Source organism: Saccharopolyspora sp. NPDC003752, from assembly GCF_053605825.1.
Genome location: NZ_JBSGJZ010000058.1, coordinates 1 through 15067 on the forward strand (window position 1 = coordinate 1; position 15067 = coordinate 15067).

A 15067-nucleotide genomic window follows, 5' to 3' on the forward strand; every position below is an offset into this window, starting at 1 on the left:
GCGTTCGACCAGTCCAGGACCTGGTCCCACTTGGTGTCCCAGGCCAGCCGCTCGGCTTGCTTCGCCCAGAACGCCTCCCGATCGGCCGAGGCTTCCTCGAACAGTGCCGACGTGGCGTTGGCTTGCGCCGCGAATTCCTGGGACGGCGGGAATGCCCTGCTTTCGGTGAGCAGGTTGTCGAGCGTGTTGCTCTGCCCGTCGGGCTGGGTCATTGCCGAGAACCTCCCTGGTGCGGGGATGTCAGTGCTATGGGAACCGTAATGCGATCGGGCTCACTGCAACAGAGGGTTCGTCCGAATGGTTCAGACCAATCCGACAATGCGGTCCGAAATCGCCGCATTACGCAGGGCGGCAGCGCGGCCACTGTGTCACATGTCGCAGCACGGCCGGGCGATGGGGGGATGGCGTGCCGGTAGCGTCGTCGGGCGTGAACGAGAAGCCATCGCTGGTGCCGCTGCTGGAGCTGGACGGCGTCGCCGACGCCGTGACCGCCGCCCGCGCGGCGATCGACGAGGTGCACCGGCACCCGGCCAACCGGCGCGGCTGGCCCGCCACCGCGGCCGAGGCATCGGTCCGGGCGGCTCGCGCATCGGCGGCCATCGCGGGCGGCGCGGCCGAGATCCCGGAGTCCGGCGAGGTCACCGACCCGCTGCTGGCCGGCTCGCTGCGGATCGCCGAGGCGATGGGCACGCTGCTGCCCACCTGGCAGCGCGCGCCGCGGCAGGCGCTGGCCCGGATGCACGTGCTCGCGGCCGCGGACCTGATCGACGACCCGGACCTGCTCGGCCGCCCGCAGGCCGACCCGGTGATCGCCGAGCGGCTCGACCTGCTCGCCGAGATCATCACCGATCGGGAGGCGCAGGGCCCGGGCCCGGTGCTGGCCGCCGTCGTGCACGGCGAGCTCCTCGCGCTGCAGCCGTTCGGCACCGCCGACGGCGTGATCGCGCGGGCCGCGGCGAGGCTGAGCGTGATCGGCAGCGGGTTGGACCCGAAGGGCCTGGTGGTTCCCGAGGTCGCGTACTTCCGGCGGCAGGAGGAGTACGCCGAGCTGGCCCTCGGCTTCGCCACCGGCGAGATCGACGCGGTCGCGGCCTGGATCGTGTACTGCTGCAAGGCGTTGGAGGCCGGGGCGCGCGAGGCGAAGTCGATCGCCGACGCCGTCCAGGAGGGCTGAACTTCCCGCGAGGGCTGGAGGCGAGGGACACGGCGTGAAGAAGATTTTGATCGACTGCGATCCGGGCATCGACGACGCGTTGGCGCTGGCGCTGGCGCACGGCAGCCCGGAGCTGGACGTGGTCGGCGTGACGACCGTCGGCGGCAACGTCGAGCTGGAGCACACCACCGACAACGCCCTGCGGCTGCACGACTACTACGGCATGGACGCCCCGGTCTCGCGCGGCGCCGGGCGACCGCTGGTGCGCGAGCCGCGGACCGCCGGGGACGTGCACGGGAACACCGGTCTCGGCGGCGTCGTGCTGCCGGAACCGAAGTCGGAGCTGAGCGGCCGGCACGCCGTCGACTTCATCATCGACACCCTGGCCGCCGCGCCCGGCGAGATCAGCCTGGTGGCGGTCGGGCCGCTCACCAACATCGCCCTCGCGCTGCGCAAGGAGCCGCGGATCGCCGAGTGGGCCGGGCAGTTCGTGATCATGGGCGGCTCCTACACCCGCGGCAACACCAACCCGGCCGCCGAGTTCAACATCCTCGCCGATCCCGAGGGCGCCGCCGTCGCGTTCGACGCGCCCTGGCGGACGGTGATGATCGGGCTGGACCTGACCTACCAGGCGCGGGCGAACGCCGCGGTGCGCGCGCGGTTCGCCGGGCTCGGCCGGCTGGAGTCCGAGCTGATCACGCCGTGCCTGGACTTCTACGGCAGCCACATCAGCTACCAGGACGAGGGCCCGGCGATCCACGACGCGTGCGCGGTCGCCTACGTGATCGACCCGGGGCTGTTCGAGACGGTGCCTGCCCGCGTCGACGTCGAAACCCAGGGCCGGTTCACCTCGGGCATGACGGTCACGGACTTCCGGGCCCCGGCCGACGTCCACAACGCCGACGTCGCCACGACCCTCGACTCCGAGGGCTTCTGGAGCCTGGTCGCCGACGCCTACCGCAACGTCGCCGCCGGCCTCCCGGGCTGACTCGCGGGCAAGGGCGCCGGTCGAGGCCCTCTTTCGTCCACAAGGGACGCTGATGGTGCGAGTGGTCCTGCGCACGCCGGGTTGACCTTCACGCCTGGCGTGAACGCGGACGCTCGGTGCCATGAGTGCAACGGAACCCCGCCCAGGCCTGCTTCTGCTGGTGCTCACCGGCTGCGCCTTCCTCCTCGGTACCGGCGAGATCATGCTTGCGGGCCTGCTGCCGGAGATCGCCGCTGAGGTCGGCGTCTCGCTGCCGATCGCAGGCATGCTGATCAGCGTGTTCGCACTGACGGTCGTGGTGGGCGGGCCGGTGCTCGCGCTGGCGACCGGAGGTCTTGCCCGCAAGCCGCTGGTGCTCGCGCTGATGCTGCTGTTCGCCGGGGGCAACGTGGTCGCGGCGTTGTCGCCGTCCTTCCCGTTGCTGGTCGGTTCCCGGGTGTTGGCGGCCTCGGCGCATGCCGCGCTGATGCCGCTGTTCTTCGGCGTCGCCGTGGATCTCGTGCCACCGGAAAGGCGTGCGTCGGCGGTGGCGAGAGTGTCGTTGGGGCTCAGTTTGGCGACGGTCATCGGGTTGCCGATCGGCGCCGCGGTTGGCCAGTGGCTCGGCTGGCGGGCGATGTTCTGGGCGTTGGCCGCATTGACGCTCGCCGCGACGGCGCTGTTGCGGCTGCTGCTGCCGACCGGGCAGCGGGCCGTTGCCGGACGGCTCGCAGAACTGCGCGTGCTCGGTGATCGCAGGGTGCAGGTCACGGTCGCGATGACGGCGCTGGGAGCCGCCGCCGCGTTCACCGCCTACACCTACATCACCCCGATGCTCACGGACGTCACCGGTTTCGGGCCGATGACCGTCACCGCGTTGCTGCTGGTCTTCGGGATCGGTGGCACCGCGGGCAACGTGCTCGGCGGGAGGCTCGCCGATCGCGCCCTGATGCCGGCGATCTGCGGCGCGCTCGCCTCGCTGGCTGCCGCATTGCTGCTGTTGGGGTCCGTTGCCGCGAACAAGCCGCTCACCGTCGCGGCGTTGTTCGCCTTCGGTGCCGCTTACTACGCGGTGATCCCGGTGGTGAACACCAGGCTGCTCGCCGTCGCATCGCAACAGGCCAGAACGCTCGCGCTCACCGTGCAGAGCTCCGCGTTCAACCTCGGCATCACCGCCGGGGGCTGGTTCGGCGGGCGGCTGATCGGGCACGGATTTCCACTGTGGATGGTTCCGGTGGCTGGCGGGGTGCTCGCTGTGCTGGCCCTGGTGATCGCAGTGGTCGAATCGGCCGGTGACCAGCGGATGGTCGAGGTGTCGCGATGAACGACGTGAATCGGGAGGTGATCCGGGAGTTCCGCGCGAACCGCGGCGAGGTCGGCGGAGCGTTCGAAGGGGTGCAGTTCGCCGACTCCCAGGAGCGGACAGCGCGGCGCTGGAACCGGGGCTTGACCTTCACGCTGGCGTCAAGGTTTACCGTCGATCCGGACCAGGGGAGGCGGCATGCGGATCGGTGAGTTGGCCGACGCCACCGGCGCCACGACGCGGGCGTTGCGCTACTACGAGGAGCAGGGCTTGCTGCGGCCGGAGCGTTCGGCGAACGGCTACCGGGTTTACGGCTCGGACGCGGTCACGGTGGTGGCGAACATCCAGCTCCTGCTCGCCGCCGGACTCACCTCCGCCGACCTGCGGCTCATCGACGGATGCCTGGCCGATCCGGTGCACACCTGCGCCGACCGCACGCCCAAGATCGACGTGTTCGAGCAGCGGCTGGCGCTGGTCCAGCAGCGGATCGACGATTTGACGCGGGTGCGTGATCAGCTGCGCGATCAGCTCGGGGAGTTGCGCGGTTCGGCCGTTCGGGCGGCTTGAAGCGCCGTCTCGGCAGTGCCGGGCGAACATGCGAGATTCTCTGCATGGTCGATCCGCGGTACATCCGGATGTTCCACGAGGTGGTGCAGACCGGCTCGTACTCCGGCGCGGCTCGGCTACAGCCAGCCCGCGGTGAGCCAGCAGATGCGCGCGCTGGTCGGCACACCGCTTTTCACCCGCGCCGGCCGGACCATGCGGTTGGCCGAAGCGGGCGAGGTACTGGCCCGCCACGCCGCATCTGTTCCGCACGACCTCGACGCCGCGCAGAACCAGATCGCGGCGATCCGACAGCTGCGCGCGGGAAACCTGCGCATCTGCTCTTTCCCGAGTGCCAGCGCGACGATCGTGCCCGCCGCGACCGCGCACATCGCGCGCGACCACCCGGACCTGCGGATCCGGCTCATCGAGGCGGAACCCCCTGACTCGATGGAAACCTCGCGGCGCGGCGAATGCGACGTCGCGAGCCGAAGCGCGGGCCGCCGTTCTATCGCCGGGCACTGAGACGTCACCGGCTCCCAGCGGTCGAGGCCGTTCGTGCCAGTCGACCATTTCCATAAACAATGAATATAAAAATGCTATGCTTCGTGCGTGAGTCGTCAAGACACCGCTCCTGGCGCGTCCGCCGCCATCGGGGCAGCCCTCTACAACCTGGCCACCAGGGCCGCGAGACGCCTGCCCCGGGACATGAGCCTGACGTCCGCCGCCGCCCTGGCCACCCTGGACCGGACCGGCCCGCGGCGCATCACCGATCTGGCCGCGGTCGAGGGCGTCACCCAGCCCGCGATGACCACCCTGGTCCGGGTGATGGAGGAGTCCGGCCTGGTCGAGCGGCGGGGCGACGCGTCCGACAAGCGGGTCACGCTGGTGTGCCTGACCGAGGCCGGCGCCTCCTATGTCCGGACGCGGCGCCAGGCGGGCGTCCACGCGTTCGAGCGGTTGATCGGCGAGCTCACCGGCGACGAGGTCGAGGCGCTGGTGGCGGCCCTTCCGGCGCTGAAGCATCTGGCAGAGCTCGAAAGCCAGGACCGCGAAGGACCGAAGCAGTGACCGGGCAGCCGGTCGGCGGGGTCGCGGTGAAGGCGTTCCCGGTGGCGCGTTCCGAGGCGCGGCTGCTGGTCCCCGCCCTGGTGTTCATCGCTCTGGTCGTGGCGGCGGTCGCCAGCCTCGGGGCGCCCCTCATCACCAGCGTGGCGACCACGTTCCACGTCTCCCTCGGCAGCGCGCAGTGGACGCTGACCATCGCCCTGCTCAGCGGCGCCGTCGCCACACCCGTCCTCGGCCGGCTCGGAGCCGGTCCGCACCGGCGGGCCACGATTCTCGCCACGCTGGCGATCGTCGTCGTCGGCAGCGCGCTCACCGTGCTGCCGCTGCCGTTCGCGTGGCTGCTCGTGGGCAGAGCAGCCCAAGGCGTCGGACTCGGTCTCACGGCGCTGATGATGGGCGTGGCCCGCGACCATCTTCCCGAGGAGCGCAGCGCGGCCACGATCGCCCTGATCTCAGTGGTCTCCATCATCGGAGCCGGCGTCGGCTACCCGCTGGCCGCGCTGCTCGCCGAGTTCGGCGGACTGCGGGCCGCCTACGGCCTCGGCCTGCTCGTCACCGCCACCGCCTTCGTGACCGCGTGGCGCTCCATGCCCGCAGCTCCCGAAGGCCGCTCCGCCCACGTGAACGTGGCAGGCGCGGTCGTCCTGGCCGCTGCGCTGCTCCTGGTGCTGTTCCTCGCCGGCGAACGGAATCTGTGGAGCCGGCACCTCGCCGTGGCGGCGGGCCTCGCCGTCGTCGCGGTGGTGCTGCTCTGCGTCTGGGCCGTCGTCGAGCTGCGCAGCACGACGCCCCTGGTCGATGTGCGGGCGGTGCGGCACCCGGCGGTCGCCGGGGCGAACCTCGCCATGTTCGTCGGCGGGATCGGCATGTACCTCCTGCTCACGCTCATCACTCGCTACGCGCAGACGCCGCACGGCGCCGGCTACGGCTTCGGACTGACCACCTTCGTGGCGGGGCTGGTCCTCATCCCGTTCTCCGTGCTGGGGTTCGTCGCCGGCAAGCTCACGCCGCGGGTCCGCGAACGGATCAACGGCCCCCTGCTCCTGGCCGGCAGCGCCGCCATCGTCGGCGGCGGGTTCGTCCTGTTCGCCACCGCCCGGTCCAACCTGGCCGAACTGCTCGCGGCCATGGGCGTGCTGGGCTTCGGCGTCGGCAGCTTCTCGGCCGCGATGCCCGGCGTCATCCTGGCCGTCACCCCCAAGAGCGAGACGTCGAGCGCCATGAGCTTCAACTACGTCGTCCGCAGCGTCGGGTACTCCCTGGGCAGCGCCATCGGCGGCCTGATCCTCGCCGCGGGCACCGGCCCCGGCCACCTCTTCCCCGACGACAGCGCCTACACCGCCGCGGCGCTGGTCGGCATCGGCGCCATGGCGATCACGACGCTGACAAGCCTCGCCCTCGCCCGCCGACGCTCGTCCGAGACCAACCCGTAAGTCAGATGCACTCATCGCAACACTGGAGGTTCCATGCCCAAGGGCTACTGGGTCAGCGTCTACCCCACCATCGAGGACCCCGAGAGGCTTGATGTCTACAACGAACTGGCCGGTCTGGCCGTCAAGGCCGCAGGCGGGCGGGTGCTCGCCAGCATCGGCAGCCGGGTCGTCGCGCACGAAGCCGGAATCGCCGAGCGCGTCGTCCTGATCGAGTTCGACAGCTTCGAACAGGCGGTCGCCGCATACGAGAGTGCGGCCTACCAGCAGGCGCTGGCCGAACTCCCCGACGGCTTCGAGCGCGACTTCCGCATCACCGAAGGCCTCGACTGACCGAGGTCCAGTCGGATCTCCACTGAAGATCCACCATCTTGGTTTTCGCTGGTGCGGCTGCTGGTGTGGCGGGGTTCGCGGGTGCTCGTGCTGGTCGTGGGCGGCTGTCTTCGGTCTTGATCGTCTGTCAGCGGTCGAGTTCGAGGTTCGTCAGGACGAGCAGGCGCGGTCCAGGCGCGCCAGCACCCTCACCAGCGGAATCAAGACGGTAGATCTTCAATGTTGTCCACGGATCAGGCCGCCTGGCCGAAGCGGTCCACGCCGGAGCCGGCACCGCGCAGCTTTGAGAGTCACCAAGTTTTCGGTGGTCGACGTGCGGATTCCGGTCGGAGCAAGGTGATGGCAGCAGCTTGAAGCTCCGTTTCCGCTGCTAAAAGCCCGTGCGCACTTTTTGCTGTTATAGCAGCACAAAGTACACACGGGCCCTGAACAGTAGAAACGGAGTTCCCGGTCAGTCCTCCACGGCGCGGAGGGCGTCGCGGACGTGTCCGTCGGCGACCGCCAGCGCCGCCGCCGCGCGCTCGATGTCGACGCCGGTGAGCAGGTGCACCAACGCCGTCTTGAGGTCTCCGTCCGCCGCCGTGAGCGCCGTCGAGCACACCTCTTCCGAGGCACCGGTCGCCTCCTGCAGGATCCCGATCGTGCGGCCGCGCAGCTTCGCGTTCGTGGCGAGCATGCTGACCATCAGGTTCGAGTAGGTGCGGCCCATCCGGATCATCACCGCGGTCGAGAACGAGGTCAGCACCAGCTTCTGCGCGGTGCCCGCCTTCATCCGGGTCGACCCGCTGATCGGTTCCGGCCCGGTGTCCACCGCGATCACCACGTCGGCCGGCACCGGCCCGACGTCCGGGTTCGACGTCACCAGAGCCGTTCCCGCCCCGAGCTGCCGCGCGGCGTCCAACGCGCCCAGCACGTACGGGGTGCGCCCGGACGCGGCCAGTCCGAGGACGAAGTCGAGTCCGCTGGCGTCCTCCCGGATGGCGGCGGCGCCGGAATCGACGTCGTCCTCGGCGTTCTCCACGGCGCGCCGGAACGCCTCCGGGCCGCCCGCCTGGTGTGCGATGAACCAGGTCGGCGGCACGTTGAAGGTCGGGATCAGCTCGGCGGCGTCCAGCACCGCGAGCCGTCCGGAGGTGCCCGCGCCGACGTAGTGCACGCGGCCGCCCGCGCGCAGCGCCGCGACGGCCATGTCGACCGCGCGGGCGAGTTCGGGCAGCACCTGGCCGACCGCGACCGGCACCGTCCGGTCCTCGCCGTTGAGCACGTGCAGGATGTCCAGGGTCGGCAGCAGGTCGATATCCCTGGTCCTGGGGTTGCTGCGCTCGGTGGGAGCGTCCACGCGGACCGCGCGGTCCGGGCTCATCACGCCTCCTGCGGCAGTTGCGGGAGCACCCGCTCGGGGTGCGGGTCGGGGTCGCGCATCACGTCTCCTTCTGCCGCCGGCGGTCCGGACGGCTGTCGAGGCGGTGGCCGCCCACCGCCTCGTAAGTGGCCTCCAGCGCGGCCTTCGCCTGGTCCAGGTGTCGCTGCGCGACGCCGATGAACAGGCAGTCGATCACGGTCAGCTGGCCGATGCGGCTGGCCATGGCGCCGGAGCGGTAGGTGGTCTCGCGCACCGCGGTGGTCAGCACGTGGTCGGCGACCTCGGTGATGGGCGAGCGGGCGAAGTTCGTCAGCGCCGCGGTGGTGGCGCCGCGCCGCCGCGCTTCGCGCAGCGCCTCGACCGTCTCGCTGGTGGCGCCGGTGTGCGAGATGCCGATCGCGACGTCGCCTTCCTGCAGCACCGCGGCCGAGGTCAGCGCGTTGTGCGTGTCGGCCCACGCGAAGCACGTCAGGCCGATGCGGTGCAGCTTCTGCTGCAGGTCGAGCGCGACGAACGCGCTGGCGCCGACGCCGTAGACGTCGATGCGGCGGGCGGTGGCGACGTCGTCGACGAGCCGTTGCAGGATCGCGGCGTCCAGCTGCCCGGCGGTCTCCTCGACCGCCTTCGCGTCGGCGTAACCGACCTTCTCGATGATCTGCCCGAGGTCGTCGTCCGGGGCGATGTCGCTGCCCAGCTCGCGGTCGCGGACGGACGTGCGCGCCGTGTCGGCGGCCAGCGCGATCCGCAGGTCCGGGTAGCCGCCGACGCCGATCGCCTTGCAGAACCGCGTGACGGTGGTTTCGCTGGTGCCCGCGGCCTCGGCGACCTCGGTGATGCTGCGCCGGGCTATCGACGCGGGATCGGCGAGCACGATGTTGGCCACGCGCTGCTCCGCCCGCGCCAGGCCGGGCAGCAGGGAGCGAATCTTGACGAGCGGGCTGGACTCGCCCGATTCGCGGAACGTGTCGTCAGTGACCATGTGGGAAACTTACTAACCATCGCTTGTGCAGGTCAATGGGCCTCTTCCGGGTTTCCACGGGGAAGACGCGGCAATCTCATACCCAGGTTGCCTCGGAACCCAACTACTCCGAAAGGGGTAATTCCCGGTCCGACGCTGCGACGATGCGATTCACACCCGGCGTCATGATCCGGAAACGCGCACCGCCCGTGCTCGAAACATCGATGCAGAACACTGCCTTCCGCTCGTGCGTTCGACGGGAGGCAGCGGATGGTCGTGGCGGAGACGAAGGACCAGGCGGTGCGGGAGACGCTGGAGGACTACACCCTCCGGTTCGCCCCGCGCAGCTACCGCCGGTGGAAGCCGGGCGTGGTGGCGACGACGGCGCTCGGCGGCATCGCCTACCTCGCCGACTTCTCCATCGGCGCGGGCATCGGGCTCGGCTACGGGACGCTCAACGCGCTGGTCGCGATCCTGGTCGCGGCCGTGATCATCTTCGTCACCGGGCTGCCGCTGGCGTACTACGGCGCGCGCTACAACATCGACCTCGACCTGATCACCCGCGGCGCCGGCTTCGGCTACTACGGCTCGGTGCTGACCAGCGTGATCTTCGGCAGCTTCACGTTCATCTTCTTCGCCACCGAGGGCGCGATCATGGCGCAGGGCCTGGAAGTCGGGCTCGGCGTGCCGCTGTGGCTCGGCTACCTGATCACGACGCTCGTCGTGGTGCCGCTGGTCATCTACGGCATGAAGGCGCTGAGCAAGCTGCAGGTGTGGACGACGCCGCTGTGGCTGCTGCTGATGGTCGGCCCGATCGGCTACCTGGTGGTCGTCGACCCGGGCTCGGTGAGTTCCTGGCTGGCGTTCGGCGGGGCGGCAGGCGGTGGGCTCAACGCCGCGTCGGTGATGCTCGGCGCGGGGGTGGCGCTGTCGCTGATGGCGCAGATCGGCGAGCAGATCGACTACCTGCGCTTCATGCCGCCGCGCACCGCCGGGAACAAGCGGTCCTGGTGGGCGTCGATGCTGGTGGCGGGCCCTGGCTGGGTCGTCTTCGGCGCGGTCAAGCAGGCCACCGGGGCCTTCCTGGCGTTCTTCATCATGGGCGTGGCGGGCGCGGCGGCCACCGAGCCGGTGCAGCAGTTCATGGGCATCTACGAGCTGTTCCTGCCCGCCTGGCTGGCGATCCCGCTGGCGGTGGTGCTGGTGGTGCTCAGCCAGGTGAAGATCAACGTCACCAACGCCTACTCCGGCTCGCTGACCTGGACCAACTCCTTCACCCGGATCACCAGGCGGTACCCGGGCCGGATCGCGTTCGTGCTGCTGAACCTGCTGGTGGCGCTGGTCCTGATGGAGGCGAACATGTTCGCCTTCCTGAACTCGGTGCTCAGCTTCTACGCGAACTGCGCGATCGCGTGGGTGGTCACGGTGGCCACCGACATCCTGATCAACAAGTACGTGCTGGGGCTGTCGCCGAAGGAGCCGGAGTTCCGCCGCGGCATGCTGCACGCGGTGAACCCGGTCGGGGTGGTGGCGTTCCTGGCCTCGGCGGGCTTCTCGATCGCGATGTACTTCGGCGCGTTCGGCGCGGCGGTCCAGCCGTACTCGCCGATCGCGGCGGTGGCCATCGCGGCGGTGCTGACGCCGCTGCTGGCGGCGGTCACGCGGGGCCGCTACTACCTGCGGCGCACCGACGACGGCATCCCGGAACCGCGCTTCGACGCCGACGGCACCCCGGTGGACACCGCCTACACCTGCGACGTCTGCGACCAGACCTTCGAGCGCCCGGACGTGCTGGCCTCCGCGGTCCCGGACACGATCATCTGCTCCCTCTGCCTGACCACGGACCGGACCGGCACCCACGTCCTCCCGCCGACGTGACCGGGGCGGGCGCGATTCCGCGCGAAATCGCGCCCCCCGCCATCACTGCTTCGTCGAGTGCTCCGGTTCGACGTAGACGACCACGCGCTCCTCGCCGGGCTGGGGCCACGGGTACTCGTCCTCGTCGAGGTACTTCTTCGCCATCTTGTTGATGAACGCGCGGTCCTGGTCGTCCTCGATCTTGGCGACCTTGCCACGGACCTCCACGTACCGGTAGGGCTGGTCCGGGTCGTGCACGGAGATGGCGATGCGCGGCTCCCGCTTGAGGTTCCGGTACTTCTGCCGCGTCTTGGTCTGGCTGAACTTCAGGTACCGGCCGTCCCAGTCGATCCACACCGGGCTCGACTGCGGTTCGCCGTGCGGCCCGATGGTGGCCACGTGGGCGAAGGCGCGCTTGTTCAGGATTTCCTCGCGGTCCTGCGGAATCGCCGACACTTCGACTCCCTCCGAACGATTTGCGGCTGCGGTACGACCCTGCCCGCCCGCGACCCGCCCCGCGACTCGAACGGCGGCCCGCCGCTAGCGGTCGGCGAGGGCCCGCCGGAGGAGGTCGTGCAGGGCCTGCTGGTCCGCCTGGGTGAGCCCGGCCAGCGGGGTGTTCACCGAGAAGCGGTCGATGATGCTCGCCCGCTGCCGCTCGCCTTCGGCGGTCAGGGTGAGCTGCTTGGCGCGGCGGTCGCGCGGGTGCGGTTGGCGGGTGACCAGGCCCTGCTTCTCCAGCCGGTCGACCACGAAGGTCACGTTCGACGTCGCGCAGTGCATCCGGTCGGCGAGCTCGCGCATGGTCAGCGGCTCGCTCAGCTCGCGCAGCGCGATCGCCTGGGGCGCGGTGAGGTCGGTGTCGGCGACGCAGCCGCGCACGTGCTCGTCGATGTTGTGCGCGAGCTCGCTGATCAGGCTGCAGAGCTCGCGTGCGCCCGTCGGCTCGTCCATGCGGCGAGTCTAGCAAGCTAGAACTGTTGCAACTTTAATAGTTCAAGTTGTAAGTTCTGGTGTCATGAACGATGCACAACGCTGGAACACCGTGGCCGGAATCCGCTCGATCGACCTCGGCGACCTGCGCGTCAGCTACGTCCCGGACGGCGTCGTGGGCCTCAAGCCGCGCGGCTGGTTCCCGGGGACGACCGAAGCCGATTGGCGCGAACACGCGCGGCACCTCGACGAGGCCGGGCAGCTGGTCGCCAGCATCGGCGGACTGCTCGTCGAGAGCGGTTCGCGGGCGATGCTGATCGACGCGGGGTACGGGCCGGCGGGTTCGCCGGACGATCCGGCGAACCCGGCCATCGGTGCCATCCACGGCCGCGACCTGCTGGACAACCTGGCCGCGCTGGGCCGCGAACCCGACGAGATCGAAGCCGTCGCGATCACCCACCTGCACACCGACCACATCGGCTGGGCGCACCACGGGGCGTTCCCGAAGGCGCGCGTGCTGCTGTCCGAGCGCGAGTGGGAGCGCCGCGACCAGCACGCCCCGGACGTCACGGAGGGGATGCTGGACCGGCTGGGCGAGCAGGTGGAGACCGTCCACGATGGACAGGAGGTCTTCCCGGGCGTGCGGGTGCGGACCGCCTACGGTCACACGCCGGGCCATGCCTCGTACGAGATCTCCTCGGGCGGCCGGCGCCTGATCGTCCTGGGCGACGCGCTGCACAGCGCGGTGCAGATCGAGAACCCGACGTGGCCGGTGTGGGCGGACGTCGACCACGACGCGGCGGTCAGGTCGCGACAGGACCTGCTGCGCGAGCTCCGCGAGCCGAACACGATCGGCTTCGGGATCCACTTCGCGGACGTCCAGTTCGGCCGGGTCACCACCGAACCAACCGGCCCCACCTGGACCCCCCTCCCCTAACCGGGTTCCACCGCAATTTCAATGAGGTTTTTCAACCTCGTTCTGCGTGGCGGTGCGGGTAGCGGAACCTCAGAGGCTCCCTGGACTGTGGGTGCCCCTACTGGTCCAATACACGGCGGAGGGGCCGTCCTCGCCAGGGAACCTCTGAGAACCCGCGGCGGTGCGAGCTGCGTAGGTGGGCTATGCGCCTGCGGCGCATGCGACACGCCATCGACGTGCAGCTTCACGACCCGCGACTGCGGGCCGACCAGGATGAAAAAGGCTCAGTTGGAGATCGGAGCTCCGATTTCCATTGAAGTTGCAGGACTTGTCCACAGGCGTCGGCGTGTCGGGGTGCGACACGCCGACGGTCCGCAAGTTCCATTGAAATCGAAGGTCCGATTTCCATTGAAATTGCGGACCTCCGGCGAGTCGGGCACACGACACGCCGGAGGCTGTGGACAACTTCCGCAATTTCAATGGAAATTGCGGACCCCTGCGTCAGCGGCCGGTGGAGAGCCAGCCTTCGGGATGGAGCCGCGCGGCCTCGAGCTCGCCGTCCAGCAGCGTCGCGTCGCGGTCGGCCACGTGGACTCCGTCCACGTTCACGCCACGCCCGGTGTACTGGCCGTCCGGCGCGTAGCGCCACCGCAGGCGCAGCTGCTGGCCGGCGTTCGCGTCGACCGTGCCGCGCACCTTCCACCAGCTCCGATGCCCGGCCCCGGCCAACGAATCCTGCGGCTCGTCAGGCGCGCCGGGACCGGACGCCCGCAGCGGCACCGGCCGCCACCCGGCATCGTCCACACTGGACTCCACGAGCAGCGGGTCCGTGCCGTCGCCGTCGCGCTGGGTGTCCACGAACGCGAAGAACGACACCTGCGTCGGGCCGCTGACCGGCCCCAGCACGTCCGTCGTCAACGTCCCGCCCTGCCCGGAGAACCACGACTCCGAGCCCCGCGCCGGCGCCACGCCGAGGGCGCGGGCCATGCCCTGCGCCAAGGCCTGCCGGGCGGCGTTGTTCGACCCCCACTCCCGCGACGGGTGCACCCGGTTGGTCAGCAGCACCGCCACCGAGCGGGACGCCGGATCGATCACCAGCGACGTGCCGGTGAAGCCGGTGTGCCCGGCCGTCCGCGGCCCGCTGAGCCCGGCCATGTACCAGCGCTGGTCCAGCTCGAAGCCCAGGCCGTGCGAGTTGCCGGGAAAAGCGCCGTTGAAGTCGGTCAGCATCATCTCGACGCTTTCCTCGGACAGGATGCGGCTGCCGCCGTAGGTCCCGCCGTTGAGCACGGCCTGCCCCAGCACCGCGAGGTCGTCGGCGGTGGAGAAGACCCCGGCCTGCCCGGCGACGCCGCCGAGCGCCCAGGCGTTCTCGTCGTGCACCTGCCCGCGGACCATGCCGCGCGGCGGCTCGGCCTCGTACTCCGTCGCCGCGATGCGGTGCAGCTCGGAGGCGGGCGGGTTGTAGCCGGTGTCGGTCATGCCCAGCGGCCCGGTGATCCGCTCCGCCACCACCTGGTCCAGCGGTGCGCCCGAGACGCGTGCCACCAGCACCCCGAGCGTGATCATGTTCGGGTCGGAGTAGGTGTAGTTGGTGCCCGGCGGGTGTTTCGGGGTGAGCTGCATGATCGACGGGATTCGCTGCTCCGGCGGCAGTTTCCACAGCTGGGCCTCGGCCTGCAGCCCGGAGGTGTGGGTGAGCAGCTGCTCGACCGTGATCGATTCCTTGCCGTTGACGCCGAACTCCGGCAGGTAGGTGGCCACCGGCGCGTCGAGCTGCACGTTTCCGTCGTCGACCAGCTGCAGCACCGCGATCGAGGTGAACAGCTTGCTGATCGACGCGACGTCGAAGATCGTGTCGCGGTGCATCGGTTCCCGCTGCTCGGCAGGCAGTTCGGTGCCGTTGCCGTCCGCGTAGCGCAGTTCGTGCCCGGCCACCGAACGGCGCACCACGACGCCCTCGTGCGCCAGCAGGCTTACCGCACCCGCGTACATCGGGTGCTCGCGGCCCGGTGTCTTGTCCGTCCAGGCCGCGATCTGCTGCAGTGCCGCGTCGATCGGGCGGGGATCGAGCCCGACGTCTTCGGGGCTCCCGTCGGACAACAAGGTGCCGGCCGGCGCGAAGCCGTCCTGCGGGCGGTCGAAGTGCCCGTACACGTGGCCGGGCGACGCCGTGGCGGACCCCGCCAGCGCGGTGACCGAAAGCAGCGCGACCGCCACCAGAATGGTCTTGCCCATCGCGT

17 protein-coding genes are annotated in these 15067 nt (G+C 70.3%); 11 read left to right on the forward strand and 6 right to left on the reverse strand.

From position 1 onward, the window contains the following. A partial coding sequence (locus tag ACWEV3_RS39880; protein WP_452618874.1) for an acetyl-coenzyme A synthetase N-terminal domain-containing protein occupies window positions 1–212 on the reverse strand: 212 nt, incomplete at its 3' end. 215 nt (window positions 213–427) lie between these two features. Between ACWEV3_RS39880 and ACWEV3_RS39885 the strand changes: the two genes are divergently transcribed. The 9 genes from ACWEV3_RS39885 (at window position 428) to ACWEV3_RS39925 (ending at window position 6797) form a co-directional block, all read left to right on the forward strand. Beyond that, window positions 428–1174: a Fic family protein gene (locus tag ACWEV3_RS39885; RefSeq protein WP_093268140.1), complete on the forward strand. Its 747-nt coding sequence runs from the start codon at window positions 428–430 to the stop codon at window positions 1172–1174. A 34-nt stretch (window positions 1175–1208) separates the two neighbouring features. Next, window positions 1209–2141, forward strand: a complete 933-nt coding sequence (locus tag ACWEV3_RS39890; RefSeq protein WP_452618875.1) for a nucleoside hydrolase — start codon at window positions 1209–1211, stop codon at window positions 2139–2141. A 121-nt stretch (window positions 2142–2262) separates the two neighbouring features. After that, on the forward strand, window positions 2263–3444 hold the full coding sequence (locus tag ACWEV3_RS39895) for an MFS transporter (protein WP_452618876.1): 1182 nt from the start codon (window positions 2263–2265) through the stop codon (window positions 3442–3444). Beyond that, window positions 3441–3635: a hypothetical protein gene (locus tag ACWEV3_RS39900; protein WP_452618877.1), complete on the forward strand. Its 195-nt coding sequence runs from the start codon at window positions 3441–3443 to the stop codon at window positions 3633–3635. Before ACWEV3_RS39895 ends, ACWEV3_RS39900 begins: the two co-directional genes overlap by 4 nt. Beyond that, window positions 3622–3990, forward strand: a complete 369-nt coding sequence (locus ACWEV3_RS39905) for a MerR family transcriptional regulator (RefSeq protein WP_358567385.1) — start codon at window positions 3622–3624, stop codon at window positions 3988–3990. The genes ACWEV3_RS39900 and ACWEV3_RS39905 overlap by 14 nt, the downstream gene beginning before the upstream one ends. A gap of 132 nt (window positions 3991–4122) precedes the next feature. Next, window positions 4123–4491, forward strand: coding sequence for a LysR family transcriptional regulator (locus ACWEV3_RS39910; RefSeq protein ID WP_452618878.1), 369 nt, complete (start codon window positions 4123–4125; stop codon window positions 4489–4491). 87 nt (window positions 4492–4578) lie between these two features. Next, entirely contained in the window at window positions 4579–5037 is a 459-nt protein-coding gene (locus ACWEV3_RS39915; RefSeq protein ID WP_452618879.1) for a MarR family winged helix-turn-helix transcriptional regulator, read from the forward strand. After that, complete coding sequence (locus ACWEV3_RS39920; RefSeq protein ID WP_452618880.1) at window positions 5034–6467, forward strand: MFS transporter; 1434 nt, start codon at window positions 5034–5036, stop codon at window positions 6465–6467. The genes ACWEV3_RS39915 and ACWEV3_RS39920 overlap by 4 nt, the downstream gene beginning before the upstream one ends. Window positions 6468–6500: 33 nt before the next feature. Further along, entirely contained in the window at window positions 6501–6797 is a 297-nt protein-coding gene (locus ACWEV3_RS39925; RefSeq protein ID WP_452618881.1) for a DUF1330 domain-containing protein, read from the forward strand. Window positions 6798–7248: 451 nt separating this feature from the next. Here ACWEV3_RS39925 and ACWEV3_RS39930 read toward each other — a convergent pair whose 3' ends face one another. Continuing rightward, window positions 7249–8160 carry an N-acetylmuramic acid 6-phosphate etherase gene (locus ACWEV3_RS39930; RefSeq protein ID WP_452618882.1) on the reverse strand — a complete coding sequence of 304 codons (912 nt, stop codon included), beginning with the start codon at window positions 8158–8160 and terminating at the stop codon, window positions 7249–7251. A 58-nt stretch (window positions 8161–8218) separates the two neighbouring features. Next, complete coding sequence (locus ACWEV3_RS39935) at window positions 8219–9139, reverse strand: MurR/RpiR family transcriptional regulator (protein ID WP_452618883.1); 921 nt, start codon at window positions 9137–9139, stop codon at window positions 8219–8221. Window positions 9140–9388: 249 nt separating this feature from the next. On the opposite strand from ACWEV3_RS39935, the gene ACWEV3_RS39940 reads away from it, so the two are divergent. After that, window positions 9389–10996, forward strand: a complete 1608-nt coding sequence (locus ACWEV3_RS39940; protein ID WP_452618884.1) for a purine-cytosine permease family protein — start codon at window positions 9389–9391, stop codon at window positions 10994–10996. Between the two features lie 42 nt (window positions 10997–11038). Here ACWEV3_RS39940 and ACWEV3_RS39945 read toward each other — a convergent pair whose 3' ends face one another. Continuing rightward, window positions 11039–11431, reverse strand: a complete 393-nt coding sequence (locus ACWEV3_RS39945; protein WP_452618885.1) for a PPOX class F420-dependent oxidoreductase — start codon at window positions 11429–11431, stop codon at window positions 11039–11041. An 84-nt stretch (window positions 11432–11515) separates the two neighbouring features. Next, window positions 11516–11929 carry a MarR family winged helix-turn-helix transcriptional regulator gene (locus ACWEV3_RS39950; RefSeq protein ID WP_452618886.1) on the reverse strand — a complete coding sequence of 138 codons (414 nt, stop codon included), beginning with the start codon at window positions 11927–11929 and terminating at the stop codon, window positions 11516–11518. Between the two features lie 64 nt (window positions 11930–11993). On the opposite strand from ACWEV3_RS39950, the gene ACWEV3_RS39955 reads away from it, so the two are divergent. Continuing rightward, complete coding sequence (locus ACWEV3_RS39955) at window positions 11994–12845, forward strand: MBL fold metallo-hydrolase (protein WP_452618887.1); 852 nt, start codon at window positions 11994–11996, stop codon at window positions 12843–12845. 480 nt (window positions 12846–13325) lie between these two features. On the opposite strand, the gene ACWEV3_RS39960 is transcribed toward ACWEV3_RS39955, so the two are convergent. After that, window positions 13326–15062, reverse strand: coding sequence for a serine hydrolase (locus ACWEV3_RS39960; RefSeq protein WP_452618888.1), 1737 nt, complete (start codon window positions 15060–15062; stop codon window positions 13326–13328). Between the last annotated feature and the right edge of the window lie 5 nt (window positions 15063–15067).